Source organism: Massilia sp. Root351 (genome assembly GCF_001425045.1).
In the GTDB taxonomy this organism is placed as follows: domain Bacteria; phylum Pseudomonadota; class Gammaproteobacteria; order Burkholderiales; family Burkholderiaceae_D; genus Rugamonas.
The window spans coordinates 103,888-120,557 of sequence record NZ_LMDJ01000002.1; the positions used below are offsets into that span (position 1 = coordinate 103,888).

7 protein-coding genes are annotated in these 16,670 nt (G+C 64.0%); 4 read left to right on the forward strand and 3 right to left on the reverse strand.

The window, feature by feature from the left end:
- The first annotated feature begins 86 nt into the window (after positions 1–86).
- The 4 genes from ASD15_RS05465 (at position 87) to ASD15_RS05480 (ending at position 9,274) form a co-directional block, all read left to right on the forward strand.
- Complete coding sequence (locus ASD15_RS05465; RefSeq protein ID WP_229418073.1) at positions 87–3,083, forward strand: TonB-dependent receptor; 2,997 nt, start codon at positions 87–89, stop codon at positions 3,081–3,083.
- Between the two features lie 113 nt (positions 3,084–3,196).
- Entirely contained in the window at positions 3,197–4,855 is a 1,659-nt protein-coding gene (locus ASD15_RS05470; RefSeq protein ID WP_057153956.1) for a DUF5597 domain-containing protein, read from the forward strand.
- Positions 4,856–4,862: 7 nt separating this feature from the next.
- Positions 4,863–7,736, forward strand: a complete 2,874-nt coding sequence (locus ASD15_RS05475) for a TIM-barrel domain-containing protein (RefSeq protein ID WP_057153804.1) — start codon at positions 4,863–4,865, stop codon at positions 7,734–7,736.
- 2 nt (positions 7,737–7,738) lie between these two features.
- The gene (locus ASD15_RS05480) at positions 7,739–9,274 is read left to right on the forward strand and encodes a tryptophan halogenase family protein (RefSeq protein WP_057153805.1); all 1,536 of its coding nucleotides are present in this window, start codon (positions 7,739–7,741) and stop codon (positions 9,272–9,274) included.
- Positions 9,275–9,305: 31 nt separating this feature from the next.
- Here ASD15_RS05480 and ASD15_RS05485 read toward each other — a convergent pair whose 3' ends face one another.
- From ASD15_RS05485 to ASD15_RS05500, 3 genes are all read right to left on the reverse strand, one after another.
- The gene (locus ASD15_RS05485) at positions 9,306–10,676 is read right to left on the reverse strand and encodes a hypothetical protein (protein ID WP_057153806.1); all 1,371 of its coding nucleotides are present in this window, start codon (positions 10,674–10,676) and stop codon (positions 9,306–9,308) included.
- Between the two features lie 7 nt (positions 10,677–10,683).
- Positions 10,684–11,493 carry a GNAT family N-acetyltransferase gene (locus ASD15_RS31525; protein WP_082551582.1) on the reverse strand — a complete coding sequence of 270 codons (810 nt, stop codon included), beginning with the start codon at positions 11,491–11,493 and terminating at the stop codon, positions 10,684–10,686.
- 77 nt (positions 11,494–11,570) lie between these two features.
- Positions 11,571–15,995 (reverse strand): molybdopterin cofactor-binding domain-containing protein, encoded by a 4,425-nt coding sequence (locus ASD15_RS05500; RefSeq protein ID WP_057153809.1) that lies wholly within the window; start codon positions 15,993–15,995, stop codon positions 11,571–11,573.
- Positions 15,996–16,670: the final 675 nt, after the last annotated feature.

Consider the following 16,670-nt stretch of genomic DNA (forward strand, 5'->3'; position numbering starts at 1 on the left):
GTCAAACCGCTGAAGTGGCGACCTGGAACTAGAAGATAAATATGGGGACGAGCAAATTGAAAAACCTTAGAAAAACCGCGATAGCCATGGGCGTAGCGCAGATCGCACTGATGGCCAGCGGCGCCGCACCGGCGCAAACCGCAAGCCCCGCCGGCGGCAATGGTAACGGCAGCACGGTGGTGGTCGTGGGGCAGCGGGCGGCGCTGGAGTCGGCCCAGAAGCGCAAGCAGGACGCGGACGAAATCGTCGATTCGATCGTCGCAGACGACATGGGCAAGCTGCCGGACAAGTCGGTCACCGAGGTGCTGCAGCGCATGCCGGGCGTGACCATCGACCGCACCATGAACCGCTCCGACCCGCAGCAGGGCGTGGGCGACGGCATCATGCGTTTCGCCGCCGAAGGCACCGGCGTGTCGATCCGCGGCATGAGCTATGTGCGTTCCGAGCTGAATGGCCGCGACTCCTTCTCCGCCAACGGCGGCCGCTCGCTGAGCTTCGAGGACGTGCCGCCGGAACTGATGGCGGGCGTGGACGTCTACAAGAGTCCTTCCGCCGAGCAGATCGAGGGCGCCGTCGGCGGCCTGGTGAACCTGCGCACCGCCATGCCGTTCGACTACAAGGGCCGCAAGGGCGCCATTTCGGTGGAGGCGACCCGTTCGCAGCTGCGCGGCAAGGTGGCGCCTTCGTTCTCCGCCCTGCTGTCGGACCGCTGGGAAACCGGCATCGGCCAGATCGGCGCGCTGATCGACGTGGCGGGTTCGCGCATCAAGACGCGCAGCGACGGCCTGGCCGTGTCGCCCTACATTCCCCGCACCGACGCCGTGGTTGGCGACACCAGCGGCAAGCTGCGCTGGATTCCGGCCGGCGGCTCGTGGAACCGCGGCGATTTCGACCGCGACCGCCAGGGCCTGTACGGCGCGCTGCAGTGGAAGAAGGATGCGTGGGCTTCCTCGCTGACCTACTTCAAGTCGAAGTACGAAATGGACACCACGGAAGCATCGCTGTTCCAGTCGGCCAATCCGGCCACCATCAAGCTCGATGCGGGCGCCACTTTCGACGAAAAAGGCGCGCTGCTCAAAGGGACGCTGCGCGCGCCGACCGAGCCCGGCGTGGGTTATGGCACCAACACGCGCGCTGTGGGCCGCGAGGCCGGTACCCGCGACGTTGCCTGGAACCTGACCTGGCGCGCCAGTGACCAATGGGTGTTCCGCTCGGACCTGCAGCACATCAAGGCCACCACCACCGGCTTCGACAACACCGTCGGCCTGGGCGGCTATATTCCCAAGGAGACGCTGGACCTGAGCTCGTCGCCGCCGCGCTTCATTTTCGACGATGCGGACCGCGCCCACCTGGCCAATCCCAACAACTATTACTGGGGCTTCGCCCAGGAGCACCGCGACACGGCCAAGGCTACCCAGACCGCCGGCCGCCTGGACGCCAAGTTCACTTTCGACAGCCCGGTGCTGCAGGACTTGCGCTTCGGTGTGCGCTTCACCGACCGCGAGGCGCAAACGCGCTCCACGCACGACACCGAATGGGCGCAGATCACCCAGCCTTGGGCGGTCGGCGATTCGTGGCAGCCATTGAGCCAGCTGGCCTACCTGAGCGATCCTCGTTTCGCCGGCGGCACCACGCCGCTGACATTCAACAATTTCTTCAACGGCAAAATGCCGACCCCGCCGCAAGTGGTGGCGCCGGACCTGTCCTGGTCGCAGGGTTCGCCGCCGCCGGGCTTTGAAAAGCTGCACAGCTATACGCAGATGGTCTGCAAGTCCCCGTGCACGCAATCCTGGAACTACGCGCCGTACGGCGACGACAAGGGCTTGAACCTGCAGCATGAAAAGACCAAGGCGGCGTTTGCCCAGCTGCGTTTCTCGTTCGAGAACGTGCTGCCCTATCCGGTGGACGGTAACGTGGGCGTGCGCGTGGTGCGCACCACCTCGTCGGCGGACGGCTACACGCTGTTCAACCCACCGGCCAACCTGCTGCCGGGCGTGCCCGCGATTCCGAAGCAGTCGGACAAGCAGACCTTTGACAACAGCTACACCAACACGCTGCCCAGCCTGAACCTGCGCATGAAGGTCAACAACGAGCTGCAGTTCCGTACCGCCTTCTCGAAAGGAATGACGCGGCCCGACTTCTACCAGATGCAGGCCTACACCACGCTGGAGCAGAAGGTCAACTCCCACCAGGACTCCGTGACTGGTCTGCCGGTGCTCGATTCGGTCGCCTATCTTGGCTCCGCACGCGGCAATCCGATGCTGCGTCCGGTGCTGTCGAATAACTTCGACCTGACCGGCGAGTACTACTTCGGCCGCAGCAGCTCGTTCACCGTGTCGCTGTTCAACAAGCGCCTGAAGGACATCATCATCGGCCAGACCTCGACCTACCGTCTGAACGACACGGCCGGCCAGCCGCATGACTTCCTGATCACGTCGCAGGTCAACGGCGCAACGGGCCGGGCGCGCGGCGCGGAGATCGGCTACCAGCAGTACTTCGACAAGCTGCCCGGCCTGCTGTCCGGCCTGGGCGTGTCCGCCAACTACACCTACATCGACAGCCGCATGAACCTCGGCTCGCCGGTGACACGCAGCTGGTGCACGCCGAAGGACACCATGGAAGCGAACCTGGCCCGCGACCTGGCCGGCTGCGACACGGACGGCCACGTGCTGGGTGGCCTGCCGATGGTGGGCATGTCGAAGAACGCCTACAACCTGGCGCTGCTGTACGACCATGGGCCGCTGTCGACGCGCCTGGCCTACACCTGGCGCGGCAAGTACCTGCAGGCGGCCAATGCCTACGGCACGGCCAGCAACGACGGTATCGACCGCAACCCGGACAGCCCGAACTTCGGCCAGGCCTATTCGGTGAACTACGCCTTGCCGACCTGGGGCGGCGCCTACGGCCAGCTTGACATGGGCATTCACTACAAGGCGACCGACAACCTGAGCGTGGCGTTCGAAGCGCAGAACCTGAACAACGCGCTGTACAAGCAGTATATGCAGCAGGGTATCGGCCTGAAAGACCGCTCGGCGTTTTTCACCGGCCGCCGCTTCACGCTGCAGGCGCGCTACTCGTTCTGAGCGTAAGCGGTCCGCATCAAGGCCTTCCGCGATCCCGCCGGTTGCGGGAGGCCTGTTCGCTTGTTCCATACGTTGCGCCGTTTCCGCCGCCCCCTTCACTTTTGCCCGAGTACATGAACAAAACAGCCAACCTTCTCGCCGTCCTGTGCGCACTGGGCTGCTCCGCCGGCCAGGCCGGCGCCGCCGCCCCGATTCCCCACCTGGTCCAGAAAGACGGGCGCCATGCGCTCATCGTCGATGGCAAACCCTACACCATGCTGGCCGTGCAGGCGCACAACTCGAGCAACTATCCGGCGGCGCTGCCGGAAGTCTGGGCCGGCGTGCGGGACGCGCAGGCCAACACGCTGGAGATCCCAGTGGCCTGGGAACAGGTTGAGCCGGCCGAAGGCAAGTATGATTTCAGCTATGTCGACACACTGGTGGCGCAGGCGCGCCAGAACAAGGTGCGCCTGGTGCTGCTGTGGTTCGGCACCTGGAAGAACACCAGTCCGCAGTACACGCCGGCCTGGGTCAAATTCAACAACGCGCGCTTCCCGCGCATGCTGGACAAGGAAGGCAAGACAATCTACTGCCTGTCGCCGCACGGCGAGGAAACGCTGAAGGCGGACCGGCGCGCTTTCGTCGCCTTCATGGCGCACCTGAAGAAGATCGACGAAGAGCAGCGCACCGTCATCATGGTGCAGGTCGAGAACGAAGTCGGCACCTACGGCACCGTGCGCGACTTCGCGCCGAAGGCCGAGGCGGCATTCCGCCAGCCGGTGCCGGCGGCGGTGCTGGCGCGCAAGAAGGCGCCGCAGCCCGGCAAGGCCAGCGGCTCGTGGAGCGACGTTTATGGACCGTACGCGGACGAGTACTTCCACGCCTATGCCATCGCCAGCTATATCGAACAGATCGCCAAGGCCGGACGCGCCGTCTACAACCTGCCGATGTTCGTCAACAATGCGCTGCGCGATCCGATCGAGCCGATGGCGCCGTGGAAGGGCAACTTCGCCAGCGGCGGCCCGACCTTCGACGTGATCGATATCTACAAGGCGGCCGCCCCGCACATCGACATCGCCGCACCCGACCAGTACGCGCCGGAGTCGAACAAGGTCACGGCCACGCTGGCACTGTTCCAACGCCCGGACAACGCGCTGTTCATGCCGGAGATGGGCAACTCGGCGAACTACGCGCGCTACGTCTACCAGATCCTGGGACGCGGCGCGATCGGCGTGGCGCCGTTCGGTGTCGACTACGCGGACTACAGCAACTATCCGCTGGGTTCCAAGCTGAAGGACAAGAGCATGGCCGAGCCGTTCGGCAGGATCTACGCGGCATTCCGTCCGATGGCGCAGCTGTGGGCGGGCTGGGCGCTCGAAGGCCGCACCGCCGGCATTGCGGAAAGCGACGCGCGCACGCCGCAGACGCTGGCGTTCGGTAACTGGAGCATCACAGCCTCGTTCCGCGAGTGGCAGTTCGGCGAGCGCCCGGAGGCGGACAAGGCGAGCGGCAAGGACGCACCGCCTGGCACCGAGTCCCCCACGGGCGGCGTGGCGGTGGCGCAGCTGGGAGAAAACGAGTTCATCGTGATTGGGCAGAACGTCCGGCTGCGCTTCGGCGGCGCTGGCGCCAACGCCGGCAAACCGTTCATGCACGACCGTGTCGAGGAAGGGCAATTCGACGCGCAAGGCAAATGGATCATGACACGCAACTGGAACGGCGACCAGGCAGACCATGGCCTGAACCTGACCGGAAAACCGGTGGTCCTGCGGATCACCATGGGTACTTACTGAGGAAATCATGCATATCAAACCGATGACTGTAGCTGTATGGCTGGCACTGGCCGCTGCTGGCCAGGCCCACGCGGCCAGCTTTGAAAAGACCGCCACCGGTGTGGTGGTACGCCCGGACCAGGGCGCGGCGAAGGAAGTGCGGCTGGAAGTCATGCGGAACAACATTATCCACGTCGTCAAGCTGGACCAGCCGGGCAAGCGCCTGACGCCGTCGCTGATGACGGTGGCCGCGCCGTGCGCCTGCAAGTTCACGGTGGCCGGGAAGGGCCAGGCCGTCACGCTCAAGGCGGGCAAGATCTCCGCCACGGTATCGCTGGCCGACGGCCGGGTGCATTTCGCCGACAGCAAGGGCAAGGTCTTCCTCAAGCAGGCGGCGGAAGCCATCGCGCCGGTGACGGTGGGCGGCAAGCCCTATGTCGCCATCACCGAGGGCTTCAACCACGGCACCAGGGACGCCTACTACGGCCTGGGCCAGCACCAGAACGGGCAGATGAACCTGAACGGCGAAGACGTGCTGCTGGCCCAGCACAATATGGACGTGGCCGTGCCCTTCGTGGTCTCGGACAAGAACTACGGCGTCCTGTGGGACAACAATGCGATTTCCCGCTTCGGCGACCCGAAACCGTACGGCCCCATGGGGCGCGACCTGAAGCTGGTGGACGACGAGGGCAAGCCCGGCGGCCTGACGGCCCGCTACTACGTGGGCGGCAAGCTGGTGCTCACGCGGCACGAGAAGGACATCGCCTACCAGTACCTGAAGGACGTGGACGAGAACTGGCCCAAGGAACTGGGCAAGCTGAAGGAACTGAAGGACGTGAAAGTGGTGTGGGACGCCACCCTGAGCACGGACAAGCCGGGCGTGCACAAGATGCAGCTGTACTCGTCCGACTACGCCACGCTCACGGTGGACGGCAAGCAAGTGCTGGACGTGTGGCGCCAGGGCTGGAACCCGTGGTACCACAATTTCGAAGTGAACTTCACCAAGGACAAGCCGGTGAAGCTGCACCTGGAGTGGAAGCCGTCGAGCGGCATGGTGGCCATCACCCACAACGATCCGCTGCCGCAGGCGGAGCGCCACTCGCTCACCATGTCGTCCGAAGTGGCGGAAGCCATCAACTACCACGTGATCAGCGCCGAGAGCATCGACAAGGTGATAGCCGGCTACCGCCACCTCACCGGCCAGGCGCCCATGATGCCGAAGTGGAGCTACGGCTTCTGGCAGTCGCGCCAGCGCTACGAGACCCAGGAGCAGCTGCTGGACGTGGTGCGCGAATACCGCAAGCGCGGCTGGCCGCTGGACGCCATCGTGCAGGACTGGTTCTACTGGCCGCAGGACGGCTGGGGCACGCACGATTTCGACAAGGCGCGCTTCCCCAATCCCAAGGCCATGGTGGACGAGGTCCACAAGAACAATGCCCGCATCATGCTGTCGATCTGGGGCAAGTTCTACGCCAACACGGACAACTACAAGGAGTTCGCCGCCAAGGGCCATATGTGGACCAAGAACGTCGAGGACGGCGCGCTGGACTGGGTGGGCCCGGGCTACAAGAACAGCCACTACGACCCCTACACCAAGGAGGCGCGCGACATCTACTACCGCCAGCTCAAGACCAAGCTGGTGGACCTGGGCTTCGACGCCTGGTGGATGGACAACAGCGAGGCGGATGTGCTGTCCAATTCTCGGCTGGAAGACTTCAAGCAGCTGATCGGGCCCACCGTGTACGGCGCCGGCGAAGTCACCTTCAACCCCTACAGCCTGGTGCACTCTCAGGCCATGATAGACGGCCTGCGGCGCGACCAGCCGGACAAGCGCCAGTTTATCCTGTCGCGTTCGGGCTTTGCCGGCATCCAGCGCAACGCGGTGGCGGTATGGAGCGGCGACACGGTGGCGCGCTGGAACAACCTGTATGACCAGATCTCCGCAGGCGTGAACTTCTCCATGTCCGGCATCCCGAACTGGACGCACGACATCGGCGGCTACGCGCAGGAAGACCGTTTCCAGAGCGGCGACGTGGGCTCGGCGCAGGAAAACCGCAACGCGGGCAAAGTGCAGATCAAGCCGGAGGACCTGAGGGAGTGGCAGGAGCTGAACCTGCGCTGGTTCCAGTTCGGCGCGTTCAGCCCGCTATTCCGCTCGCACGGCGAAGTGGTCAAGCGCGAGATCCACGTCATCTCGCCGGAAGGTTCGGAGATGCGCGATTCCATGGTCTGGTACGACAAGCTGCGCTACCGCCTCATGCCCTACATCTACGCCACGGCGTCGGACACGCACCACAACGCCGGCACCATCATGCGCGGCCTGGTGATGGACTTTCCTGCCGACGACCAGGTGAAGGACATCAAGGACCAGTACCTGTTTGGCCACAGCCTGATGGTGGCGCCGGTGTACGAATACGGCGCGCGCGAGCGCAGCGTCTACATGCCCAAGGGCGCATCCTGGTATGACTTCGACACCGGCGAAGTGCACAAGGGCGGCGCGTCCGTGACCGTGAAGGCGCCGTACGGCCGCATTCCGGTGCTGGTGAAGGCCGGCGCCATCCTGCCGATGGGGCCGGTGACGCAGTACGTGGACGAGTGTCCGGACGCGCCCATCACGCTGAATATCTACACCGGCGCCGACGGCAGTTTCAGCCTGTACGAAGACGACGGCGTGACCAACGCCTATACCAGGGGTGAATTCAGCCGCATCCCCTTGAGCTACAACGACAAAACCGGTGTGGTGACCATAGGCGCGCGCAGCGGGCAGTACAAGGGCATGGTCAGCAAGCGCGAGTTCCGTGTCCGCTTCATCAAGCCGGGCATGTCCACCTCGCAGTCGCTTGACGACGCGCAGCACACGGTCAGCTATGAGGGCAAGGCCGTCACGGTAAGGGGGAAATAAGCATGAATGATCGGCATGGCCGGGCCATCCGGAAAATTGTCATTGCCGGCGGCGGTACGGCGGGTTGGATGACGGCCGCGCCGCTGGCGCTCAGGCTGGGCAAGGCCTGCGAGATCGTGCTGGTGGAGTCGCCGGAAATCGGCACGGTGGGCGTGGGCGAGGCGACCCTGCCCACCATCGCCTACTACAACCGCGCGCTCGGGCTGGATGTGGCAGATTTCGCCCGCATGACCATGGCAACCTTCAAGCTCGGCATCGACTTCAAGGATTGGGGCCACCTGGGCAACCGTTTCTTCCACGGCTTCGGCGATTTCGGTCCGGCCATCGAGAAGCGCTCGCCGTATCTGTACTGGCTGCGGCTGGCGCGCGAGTTCAAGGACATGCCGTCGTACGAGGACTGGTCGGTGGCGACGGTGATGGGGCGGGCCAACCGCTTCATGGAGCCCTACGGCGACCAGCCTGCCGTGACCAACGCCTTCAGCTACGCCTATCACTTCGACGCCGGGCTGTACGCCGCCTATCTGCGCGACTACGCCGTGCAGCGCGGCGTGACGCGCATCGAAGGCATGATCACGGCGGTGGAGCAGCATCCTGGGACTGGCTTCATTACCGCCGTCAAGCTGCGCGACGGCAGCCGGGTCGAGGGCGACCTGTTCATCGATTGCTCGGGCTTCCGCGGCCTGCTGATCGAAGGCGTGTACCAGGCAGGCTACGACGACTGGAGCGCCATGCTGCCCTGTAACAGCGCGCAGGCCGTGCCGTGCGCGCGCGTGGAACCGCTCACGCCCTACACGCGCTCGACCGCGCAGAGCGCCGGCTGGACCTGGCGCATTCCGCTGCAGCACCGCACCGGCAACGGGCATGTGTACTGCAATGGCTTCACATCGGATGAAGATGCGTCGCGTGTGCTGCTGGCCGGCCTGGACGGCCGCGCGCTCGACGACCCGCGCCAGTTGCGCTTTACCACGGGCCGCCGCCTCAAGTCCTGGATCAAGAACTGCGTGGCCATCGGCCTGTCCAGCGGCTTCCTGGAGCCGCTTGAATCGACCAGCATCAACATCATTGAAAACTCGGTGGGCTGGCTGCTGCAGCACTTCCCTGACCGGGACTTCCGGCCCGCGCTGGCGGACGAGTTCAACCGCCTGGTCTCGCAGCGCTACGAGTTCGTGCGAGATTTCATCGTCATGCACTACAAGATCACCAAGCGCGACGATTCGGAGTTCTGGCGCTACTGCGCCAACATGCCGGTCCCCGACACGCTGCGGCACCAGATCGAACTGTTCCGCGAAACCGGCCGCGTCGCCATCTACGATCCGGAAGGTTTCCAGGTGTCGTCCCATATCTCCATCATGGCCGGGCTGGGCATTACGCCCAAGACCCATGATCCGCTGATCGACCTGATGGACCTGCAGGCATTGCGTACCCATTTCGACCGGGTGCGCGAGACCATCGTGCGGGCAGTGCAGGCCATGCCGGACCATGGCGCCTATGTCAGCCGGCTGGCCGGCACGCCGGCCGTTCCGCCGCTGGCTGCCTGACGCTATACATGCGGCGCAGCCGCCGCTCCACTCAGCTAAACCATGGGGCGAGGTACTTGTCGAAGGCCTGCCAAAATTCCTCGGTTCGTTGCTCCGGATCTTCTAGTGCTTCGAAAATGGACTCCAGCAGTTTGAACATCGCGGAATCCTGCATTTTCACGGCGTCCCAGCGGTTGAGAAACTCCTTGTTTTTTCTTAGATATGCCCAATCAAGAGGCACGTTATCGAGTGATCGGTAAAGCGTGCAATCCGTGACGGCTTTCATGCCCGCGCCCTTCTTTCCCGTGTACGCGACGTCATTGTTGGTGCACGGCGGGTTATCGGCGTCGTACTTGACTTCGAAGAATTGGATGGTATTGCCGACCTTGGTGGCATTGCCGCGCAGGCGGAGCGCCTCGCAGTAGAGGAAGAGGGCCTTGTCCTCCTTGGATGCAATAAAATACTTGGAAAAGACTGGTCGCTCGGGCTCAGTCGATTTAGGGTTGATTATGGTCAGGATGTTTAACTGGCCTTTTGGCGAGACACCCGTGATCCAGGGATATTTTGCCTCAATTGTCGGTGCTATCTCCTTCATGGTGTCCACAGTGATGGAAGTACCGCGGTAGATGAGATCCTTGGTTCTATCGTCTGTCATGAAGCAAGTGCGGTCGAGTATCTTCGCTACATGCAGGCCAACGGCCCGGCCGCAGCCCATGCCAAAGCCGTCGTATCCAAGCACCGTGACGCCGTGCGCTTTGAACTGATTGTAATTGGCGAGTTCTTCGTCCGACACGACAAAAAAAATATCGACTTTCTTCAGAAATCGAACCCACCAGAATTTCTCCGGAGCGCCCAGGGCTGTTCCGAGCCATTGGCCGTTCTTGCCCCCCGATGGAATGATGATGGCCGGCAGCGTGGGAAATTTGCATTCCAAACTTGCAAGCTTGGGCAGCGCGAACGCGCAGCATTGCTGGCGGTGGCCCTGCAAGAGATCGAAGAGCATTAATTTCTGGACCAGGCTATCTGTGCAGACTTTGGGCGTCATCTCTATGACGTCGGGGTATTTGATGTTGGATTTGCCCCGATAGTATTCACTCCAGCTGCGGTCCTGGAACTGGATACACATTGTTGGGCAAAGCTCGAGCGTTTCTGCATTGCGGTTTGCAATCTCGGCAAGGCGGAGTGATTTCAGCTGTGCGGCCTTGGTTGGCTGGAGGGCGCAGGTCTGGATGGCGAGGGAGATTTGCTTGCCGGGGTCGTGTTCATGCGGGCCGGTGCTCGTCTTCTCTGCTTGAATCTTTTTTAGCAGCTTTTCGAGCAGCTCTTGTTTCTTTTTTTCGGGCAGGTTCTCACTCATGTTCAAGTATTGGGTGAGGGCGCTATTGACGTCCTTTGCCAGAGTGTCGGCGACTTTGGGTTCCATAGCGATCTTATGCCCCGAACGTGATGGCGCCGGTCTGATGGAAGCCGCATTTCGCCGCCACCTTCAGTGACGGCATGTTGCCCGGTTCAATGGTGAGCACCAGTTTTTCGGTTTTCATGGCGCTTTTCAGTTGCATCAGCGCCTGGCTGGCGATGCCTTGTCCCCACGCGCGGCGGGCAATCCAGTACGAAACGCGGGTGGCCGTTTCGATGCGCGTGGCAAAGGCGGCGCCGAGGAATTGGCCCTGCCGGTTGACGACCGCGTAGCCGGTTTTGACGCCTGGTTCGCAGTTGCCGATCAGTTCAAGGGCGTCGGCGGCGCTGGTCATGGGCGTCATACGGGCGAGACGCCAGACGTCGGGATGAAGAGCATCGCGGAAGTAGGCGTCTGCATGCCGGTCTTCAAGGGGTATGAGCGAAATGGCGCTACTGCCGGGCGTGGATTTCCGGTACCGGCTGACGATATCGAATTGGGCAGCGTTATCCCAATCGCCCGGTGCGGCGTGGGTAAAGAGCGCCAGAATGCGGACGTCCCGGTCGTAACTGGTGAGAATTTCCTTGAAAGGCGGGTACTCATCGAAGAGCGGACCGACAGTCAGGGAGAGGCGAACGAATGTCTCGGCGTCGTCACGGGCGTGGAGCTCATGAACCGCGATTTTTGAGACGGCCGAGGCGAGCCGAAAGTCGAGTTCGGCCGGAGCCAGTCCAGCGACGGCGTGCGGGGCAGAGGTGCGTAGTGCGGCCAGGACGGAACGGGCCAGTTGGCGGCGACTGTCATGTTCGAAGGTCGAGAGCTGGATAGGGCGGATCGCGAGCATGGGGGGGAGGCCTATGTCAGTGAGGGTGGATGGCAACGCTCGTCAGGGCCGCCTTGGCGGCCCCCTGCGCGCATCGGTCAGCCGCCGGCCGCAAGATCCTTGCACTGCACCAGGCACGCTTCGCGCACCCGTTGCACGGTGGCGGGCGAGTCCATCTGGAACCACTCGTTGTGGCCACGGTCGGCGCGTGCCGCCCGGACCGCCTGTTTGACCGCGAAGAAGGCGGTGGCGGCCAGCGTCATCGGCGGCTCTCCGATCTCCTTGGACGACAGCAGCTCGCTCGCGTCCGGAGCTTGCGGCGCCAGGTCGCGCGGGAACAGGATCACGTTCATCTCCAGCGGGATGGACTGCGCTGCGGGCGGCTTGTATTCCCAGGTGTTGACCGTGTACAGCGCGCCGGGCGCAGGACGGGTGGCCGAGGTCGTGGTGGCGGAGGTGGCTGGCTGGTAGCTCAGCTCCTCGCTCAGCACGTAGCCCAGGCCCTGCACGAAGCCGCCTTCAACCTGGCCCACGTCCACGGCGGGGTTCAGGCTGATCCCCGCGTCGTACACCACGTCGGCCCGCAACACCGTGGTTTCGCCCGTCAGCACGTCGATCTCGACCTCGGTGCAGGCCGCGCTGAAGGTGTAGCCGTTGAAGTAGTCCACTTCTTCGCTTGCGGCCACCAGTTCACCCTGTGCGTTCCTGACCTGCTTGAAGGTCAGGCCGGTGTCCGGCTTGTCGCCGCCCGGCACCGCGATGCGCGCCTGCGCCGACAGGTTGACGCGGGCGTTGAAGGCGCTATCGACGATGATGGCCCACATCAGTTTTGGCGGCGCGCCGTTCGCTTGGGGCATCATGGCGCGCCAGCCTTGCTGGAAATCCCAGAAGTTGATTTGCTTGGTGACGCACCAGGCGTTGCCATGCTGCAGCTGCAGATGGCGGCAGTAGTCCTCCAGCCGCTGCCGCAGCGCCTGGCAGGCTTGCTGGGCGGCCCCGCCGTTGAAGGAGGTGCCGGTCGACGCGCCCGTGCCTTCAGGGTTGGGGACCACGGCGGTATCGCATTCGGCCACACGGATCGAGGCCATCGGCACGTTCAGCGCCAGTGCTACCACCTGCGCCACCTTGGTGTCCAGGCCCTGGCCCATTTCCACGCCGCCGTGGCGCACCAGTACCGCGCCGTCCGGCGAGTAGACCTCGATCAGGGCGCCGCCCTGTTCCAGCGCGGTCAGGTTGAACCCGGAACCGTATTTGACCGGCAGCAGGGAAATGCCGCGCTTGCGCCAGCGGTTGTTGGCGTTGAACTCGTGCACCGCCTGCTGGCGGGCATGGAAGTCGGACTTTTCGATGGTGTAATCCCACACTTCGCGCATGTAGCAGGACTCCAGCGGTTCGCCGTAGGGCGTGCTGTCCCCCGGCACGTACAGGTTCTTTTCCCGCACCGTATGGGCCGGCAGGCCGACGCTGTGCGCGGCCGCTTCGACCGCATCTTCCACGATCAGCACCGCCTGCAGCATGCCCATGGTACGCATCGAGGTGTTGCTGGTCTTGTTGGTGCGGCACACGTCAGCCGCGCAGTTCCAGTTCGGAATGTTGTAGGCGGTGTCGCTGCGCAGCGCCAGGCAGTCGCTGACGATGGGCGAACATTCGTAGGTGCGGCCGCCGTCCAGCCAGAAATCGGCCTGGAAGCCCAGCAGCTTGCCGTGCGTGGCGGGATTGGAAGCGTCGCCGACGGCGATGTTGTAATTGCCCAGCACCGGATGGCGATGGCCGAACATGGCGCTGTCGACCTGGCGCAGCAGGGCCAGGCGCACGGTGCGGTTCTGCTTCCAGGCCGCCACGGCGGCCATGCTGGAGGCGTAGGCGGAGATGTTGCACTTGCCGCCATAGCCGCCGCCGGTGCGGCGCACCTGCACGCTGACCTGGTTCGACGCCAGCCCGATCACGCTGCATGCCGCGCTTTGCACCGAGGCCGGACTCTGGGTGGACGGATGCAGCCGCAGCTGGCGGTCGCCCAGCACTTCGGCCACGCAGGACTGGGTTTCCATGTAAAAGTGGATCTGGCTGCCGACTTTCTGCTTCGACGACACGCGCGTGCAGGCGACCTGCGTGCCCAGCCCCGGCACGGCAACGCCCTTGGCCACCACCGGCTCACCGGGGTCGGGCTGGCTGGTGTCGGCCTGCGGCAGCCACTGCAGCGTGCTGCCCTCGCGCGTGATCTGCCAGATATGGGTGGGGAAGGGCAGCAGGTCGGGGAACACGATTTTCTCGCGTTCGGCCTTGGTGTCGGGCAGGTCGAGCAAGGGCGGCGTGTCCGGATCGGGCGCGAACAGGCACAGTTCGGTCTGCAGGTGCCAGGCGGCTTCCTGCGCTTCCTGTTCGTCCTCGGCCAGCACCATGCCGATGGACTGGCCAAAGCCGGTCAGCAGCAGCGGCGCGCAGGCGTCATAGCCGGCCGGCAGCCTGCCGTGCGGACAGGCGGACGGCTCGACGCTGATGGCGAACAGCGGCTCGTCGGCACCGATGCCGATCACCGCCGCCGCCGGCACGTCGATCGCGGTAACGTAGTCGACCACGCCGGGGAATCGCAGGCGCAGCGCGTCGAGCACCTGGGCCGGACTGGCGTAGCCTTCCACGCCCGGCACGCGGTATGTGCAGGTGCCCAGCGCGATGGTGCTTTGCACCGGGGCGCCGTTCAGGCCGCGCCGGGGCAGCGGAATGTCATGCACATACTGGGCTTCGCCGGTGGCTTGCAGGTAGGCGCCGATCTTGATGTAGGGCAGGTTGGCCGGGTATTCGGCCGGTTCCTTCTCGTAGGCCTGGGTGCCGCGCGTCTCTTGCGGCTGGCTGCGCTGCGCCGCCGAGCGCACCGGTTCCGGCACCGGCAGGCCGCGCCATTGCGCCACCTCGATGAAAAACTTGTACAAATAGGACAGGCACAGCGCCCGCTTGTAGCCGCTGGAATAGCCCTCGTCCGGCAGTTCCGCATAGTGAGCGGCATGGCGGCGCATGATGGTGTCCACTTCGGCGCCCAGCGCCTCCAGCGCCACGCCCAGCGTCGCCTCGGTCCAGGGCTGGCCGAGCAGCGCTGCTTCGCACAGCGGCAAGCGGCAAGCCACCGGCGAGATCCCGCCCAGCACCAGCACCGCTTCGGTCACGCGCTGCTCCGCGTCCAGCAGCACCCGCATGCCGCCGTTGACGATGGAATGGGCATTGACGATGCGCTGGGCGGTCTTGTAGGTCTGCGCGTATTCGTTGTCGCGCGTGGCCGGCACCTCGTAGCGCAGCAGCACGCAGCCGCCGTCCAGCTCCGCCGCACTGTTCCACCGCGCGGCGAAGTCCAGCAGGCCGAAGCGGCGTTCGCCTTCCCAGCCGGGTGCAATGGCGAGCACGTTGGCGCCGAGCGCGGCCAGGGCCGTGAAGCAGTCGGACGGAAACGGTACGCCTTGTTCGCCGTGCCGCACCACCAGCATGGTGTTGCCCGCCAGCGTGGCGGCATTGCGCACGATGGTGCCGGCGGTGCGGCCTGCCATGTAGCGCAGGGCCAGCAGGCCGGGCACGGCGGCGGCGCCGGCAGGCGTGTCGGCGATCTGGCGGTCGAGCAGTTCCAGCAGCGCGCTGTAGCGCATGCCGGCGCCGAGGGTCAGCCTGCCGTGCGCCGCGCGGCTTTCACGCAATTCGCGCACCTGGGCCAGGTCGATGAAGACGCGCGGGTCCTCCACGGTGGCGGGATAGATGCCGATGGAGGTGTTGCCGCCGACCAGGCGCACGTTCTGGCGGTCGGGGTATTGGGCAAGCAGAGCCAGGGCCTCGCCCAGGGTGGTGGGGCGGAACCAGCGGGCGGCCGGCGCTTCGAAGGCCAGCGCGCGTGCGCGGCGGCGCAGTTCGTGCGGGAAGGAGAGCGTGAACGGCACCGCCTTGTCGATCGCCTCCGCCGGATCGATGATGCAGGCCATGCTGCCCTGTTCATCGACGGCGGGATTCCAGTCGGACGCGAATTCCTTCTTGAAGCCATACAGGATGGGACGGTAGCCGGTGCAGCGGCAGATGTTGCCGTCGAACAGCCCCTCGATCTCGGCCTTGGTGCCGGGCTTGGGGCCGCGCTCGGCGATGGCGGCCGTCATGTTCATGACCCAGCCGGGCGTGCAGAAACCGCATTGGGTGCCGTTGTTGTCCGCCAAACACTTCTGGACGGTGCTGATGGCCTCGGACTTCACGCTGCCCGTGCCTTCCACCGTGGTGACCATCATCCCGTCCAGCGCCGCCAGCGGCCGCATGCAGGAGTTGATGGATGAATTTTTCACCGTTTGCGTCGCCTCGTCCCACTCCGACAGCAGCACGGTGCAGGCGCCGCAGCCGCCCTGTTTGCAGCCGATCTTGGTGCCGGTCAGCCCAACGTCGGGTGAGCGCAAATAGTCGGCCAACAGCATTTTCGGGTCCACGTTGTGGCGCTGGACGCGCTTGCCGTTCAAATAAAAAACCAGGTCGGCGCTAAAGCCGGGAACGCTGTGGCTGTCGGGCATGGTGAATTCCTGTTCGCTGTTGGAAGTTATCGTTTTAAAAGCTATTACACGCTGGTGATCCTGATAACCTTAGCAGAAGCCAAATGGCAAATCAATCGCCCGAGGTTGAGTGCTTGCCGCCCGAACGATGGCGGCAATTGTTGTTGTTAATTTGGGAATGGCTGGAAATTCCCAAGCTGGATTCTCGAGTTTTCGAATATATTGTGAGGTCGATAGAAATGGGCGGGCCGGCTGGCGGCTTTCATTTCTTAATCAAACTTCCCGGGAGGCTCCAGATGAACGTGAAATCGGGACTGTCTTGCGCCAGCTTCACCGCAGTGCTGCTGTGCCTGTCCCAAGGGGCTGAGAATTCCTTTGAGCCACACCCATATCGAGATCACGCCGGGAATAGATGGGCAAATTTATGATATTGCCATAGACAATGTGTTCGCGCCGGATTATGACCGAACCAAGTGGTGGTTCCGCCGTCCTATGCAAAAAGCTTGACCGCGAACAGCACGGTTAATTTATGCAGCGGCAATCCCCCCCAAAGTGCCGTACGCGCTCAACGAGACCGTTGCCAGCCAGGGTGTCGACTGGGTACATACGAACTGTGCAGCGAGCGGTTATAAGTCGGCTTTTAAAAACGGACTCATCTACAGCCAGAATATCAATTTGACGAATAGCCAGACTTAT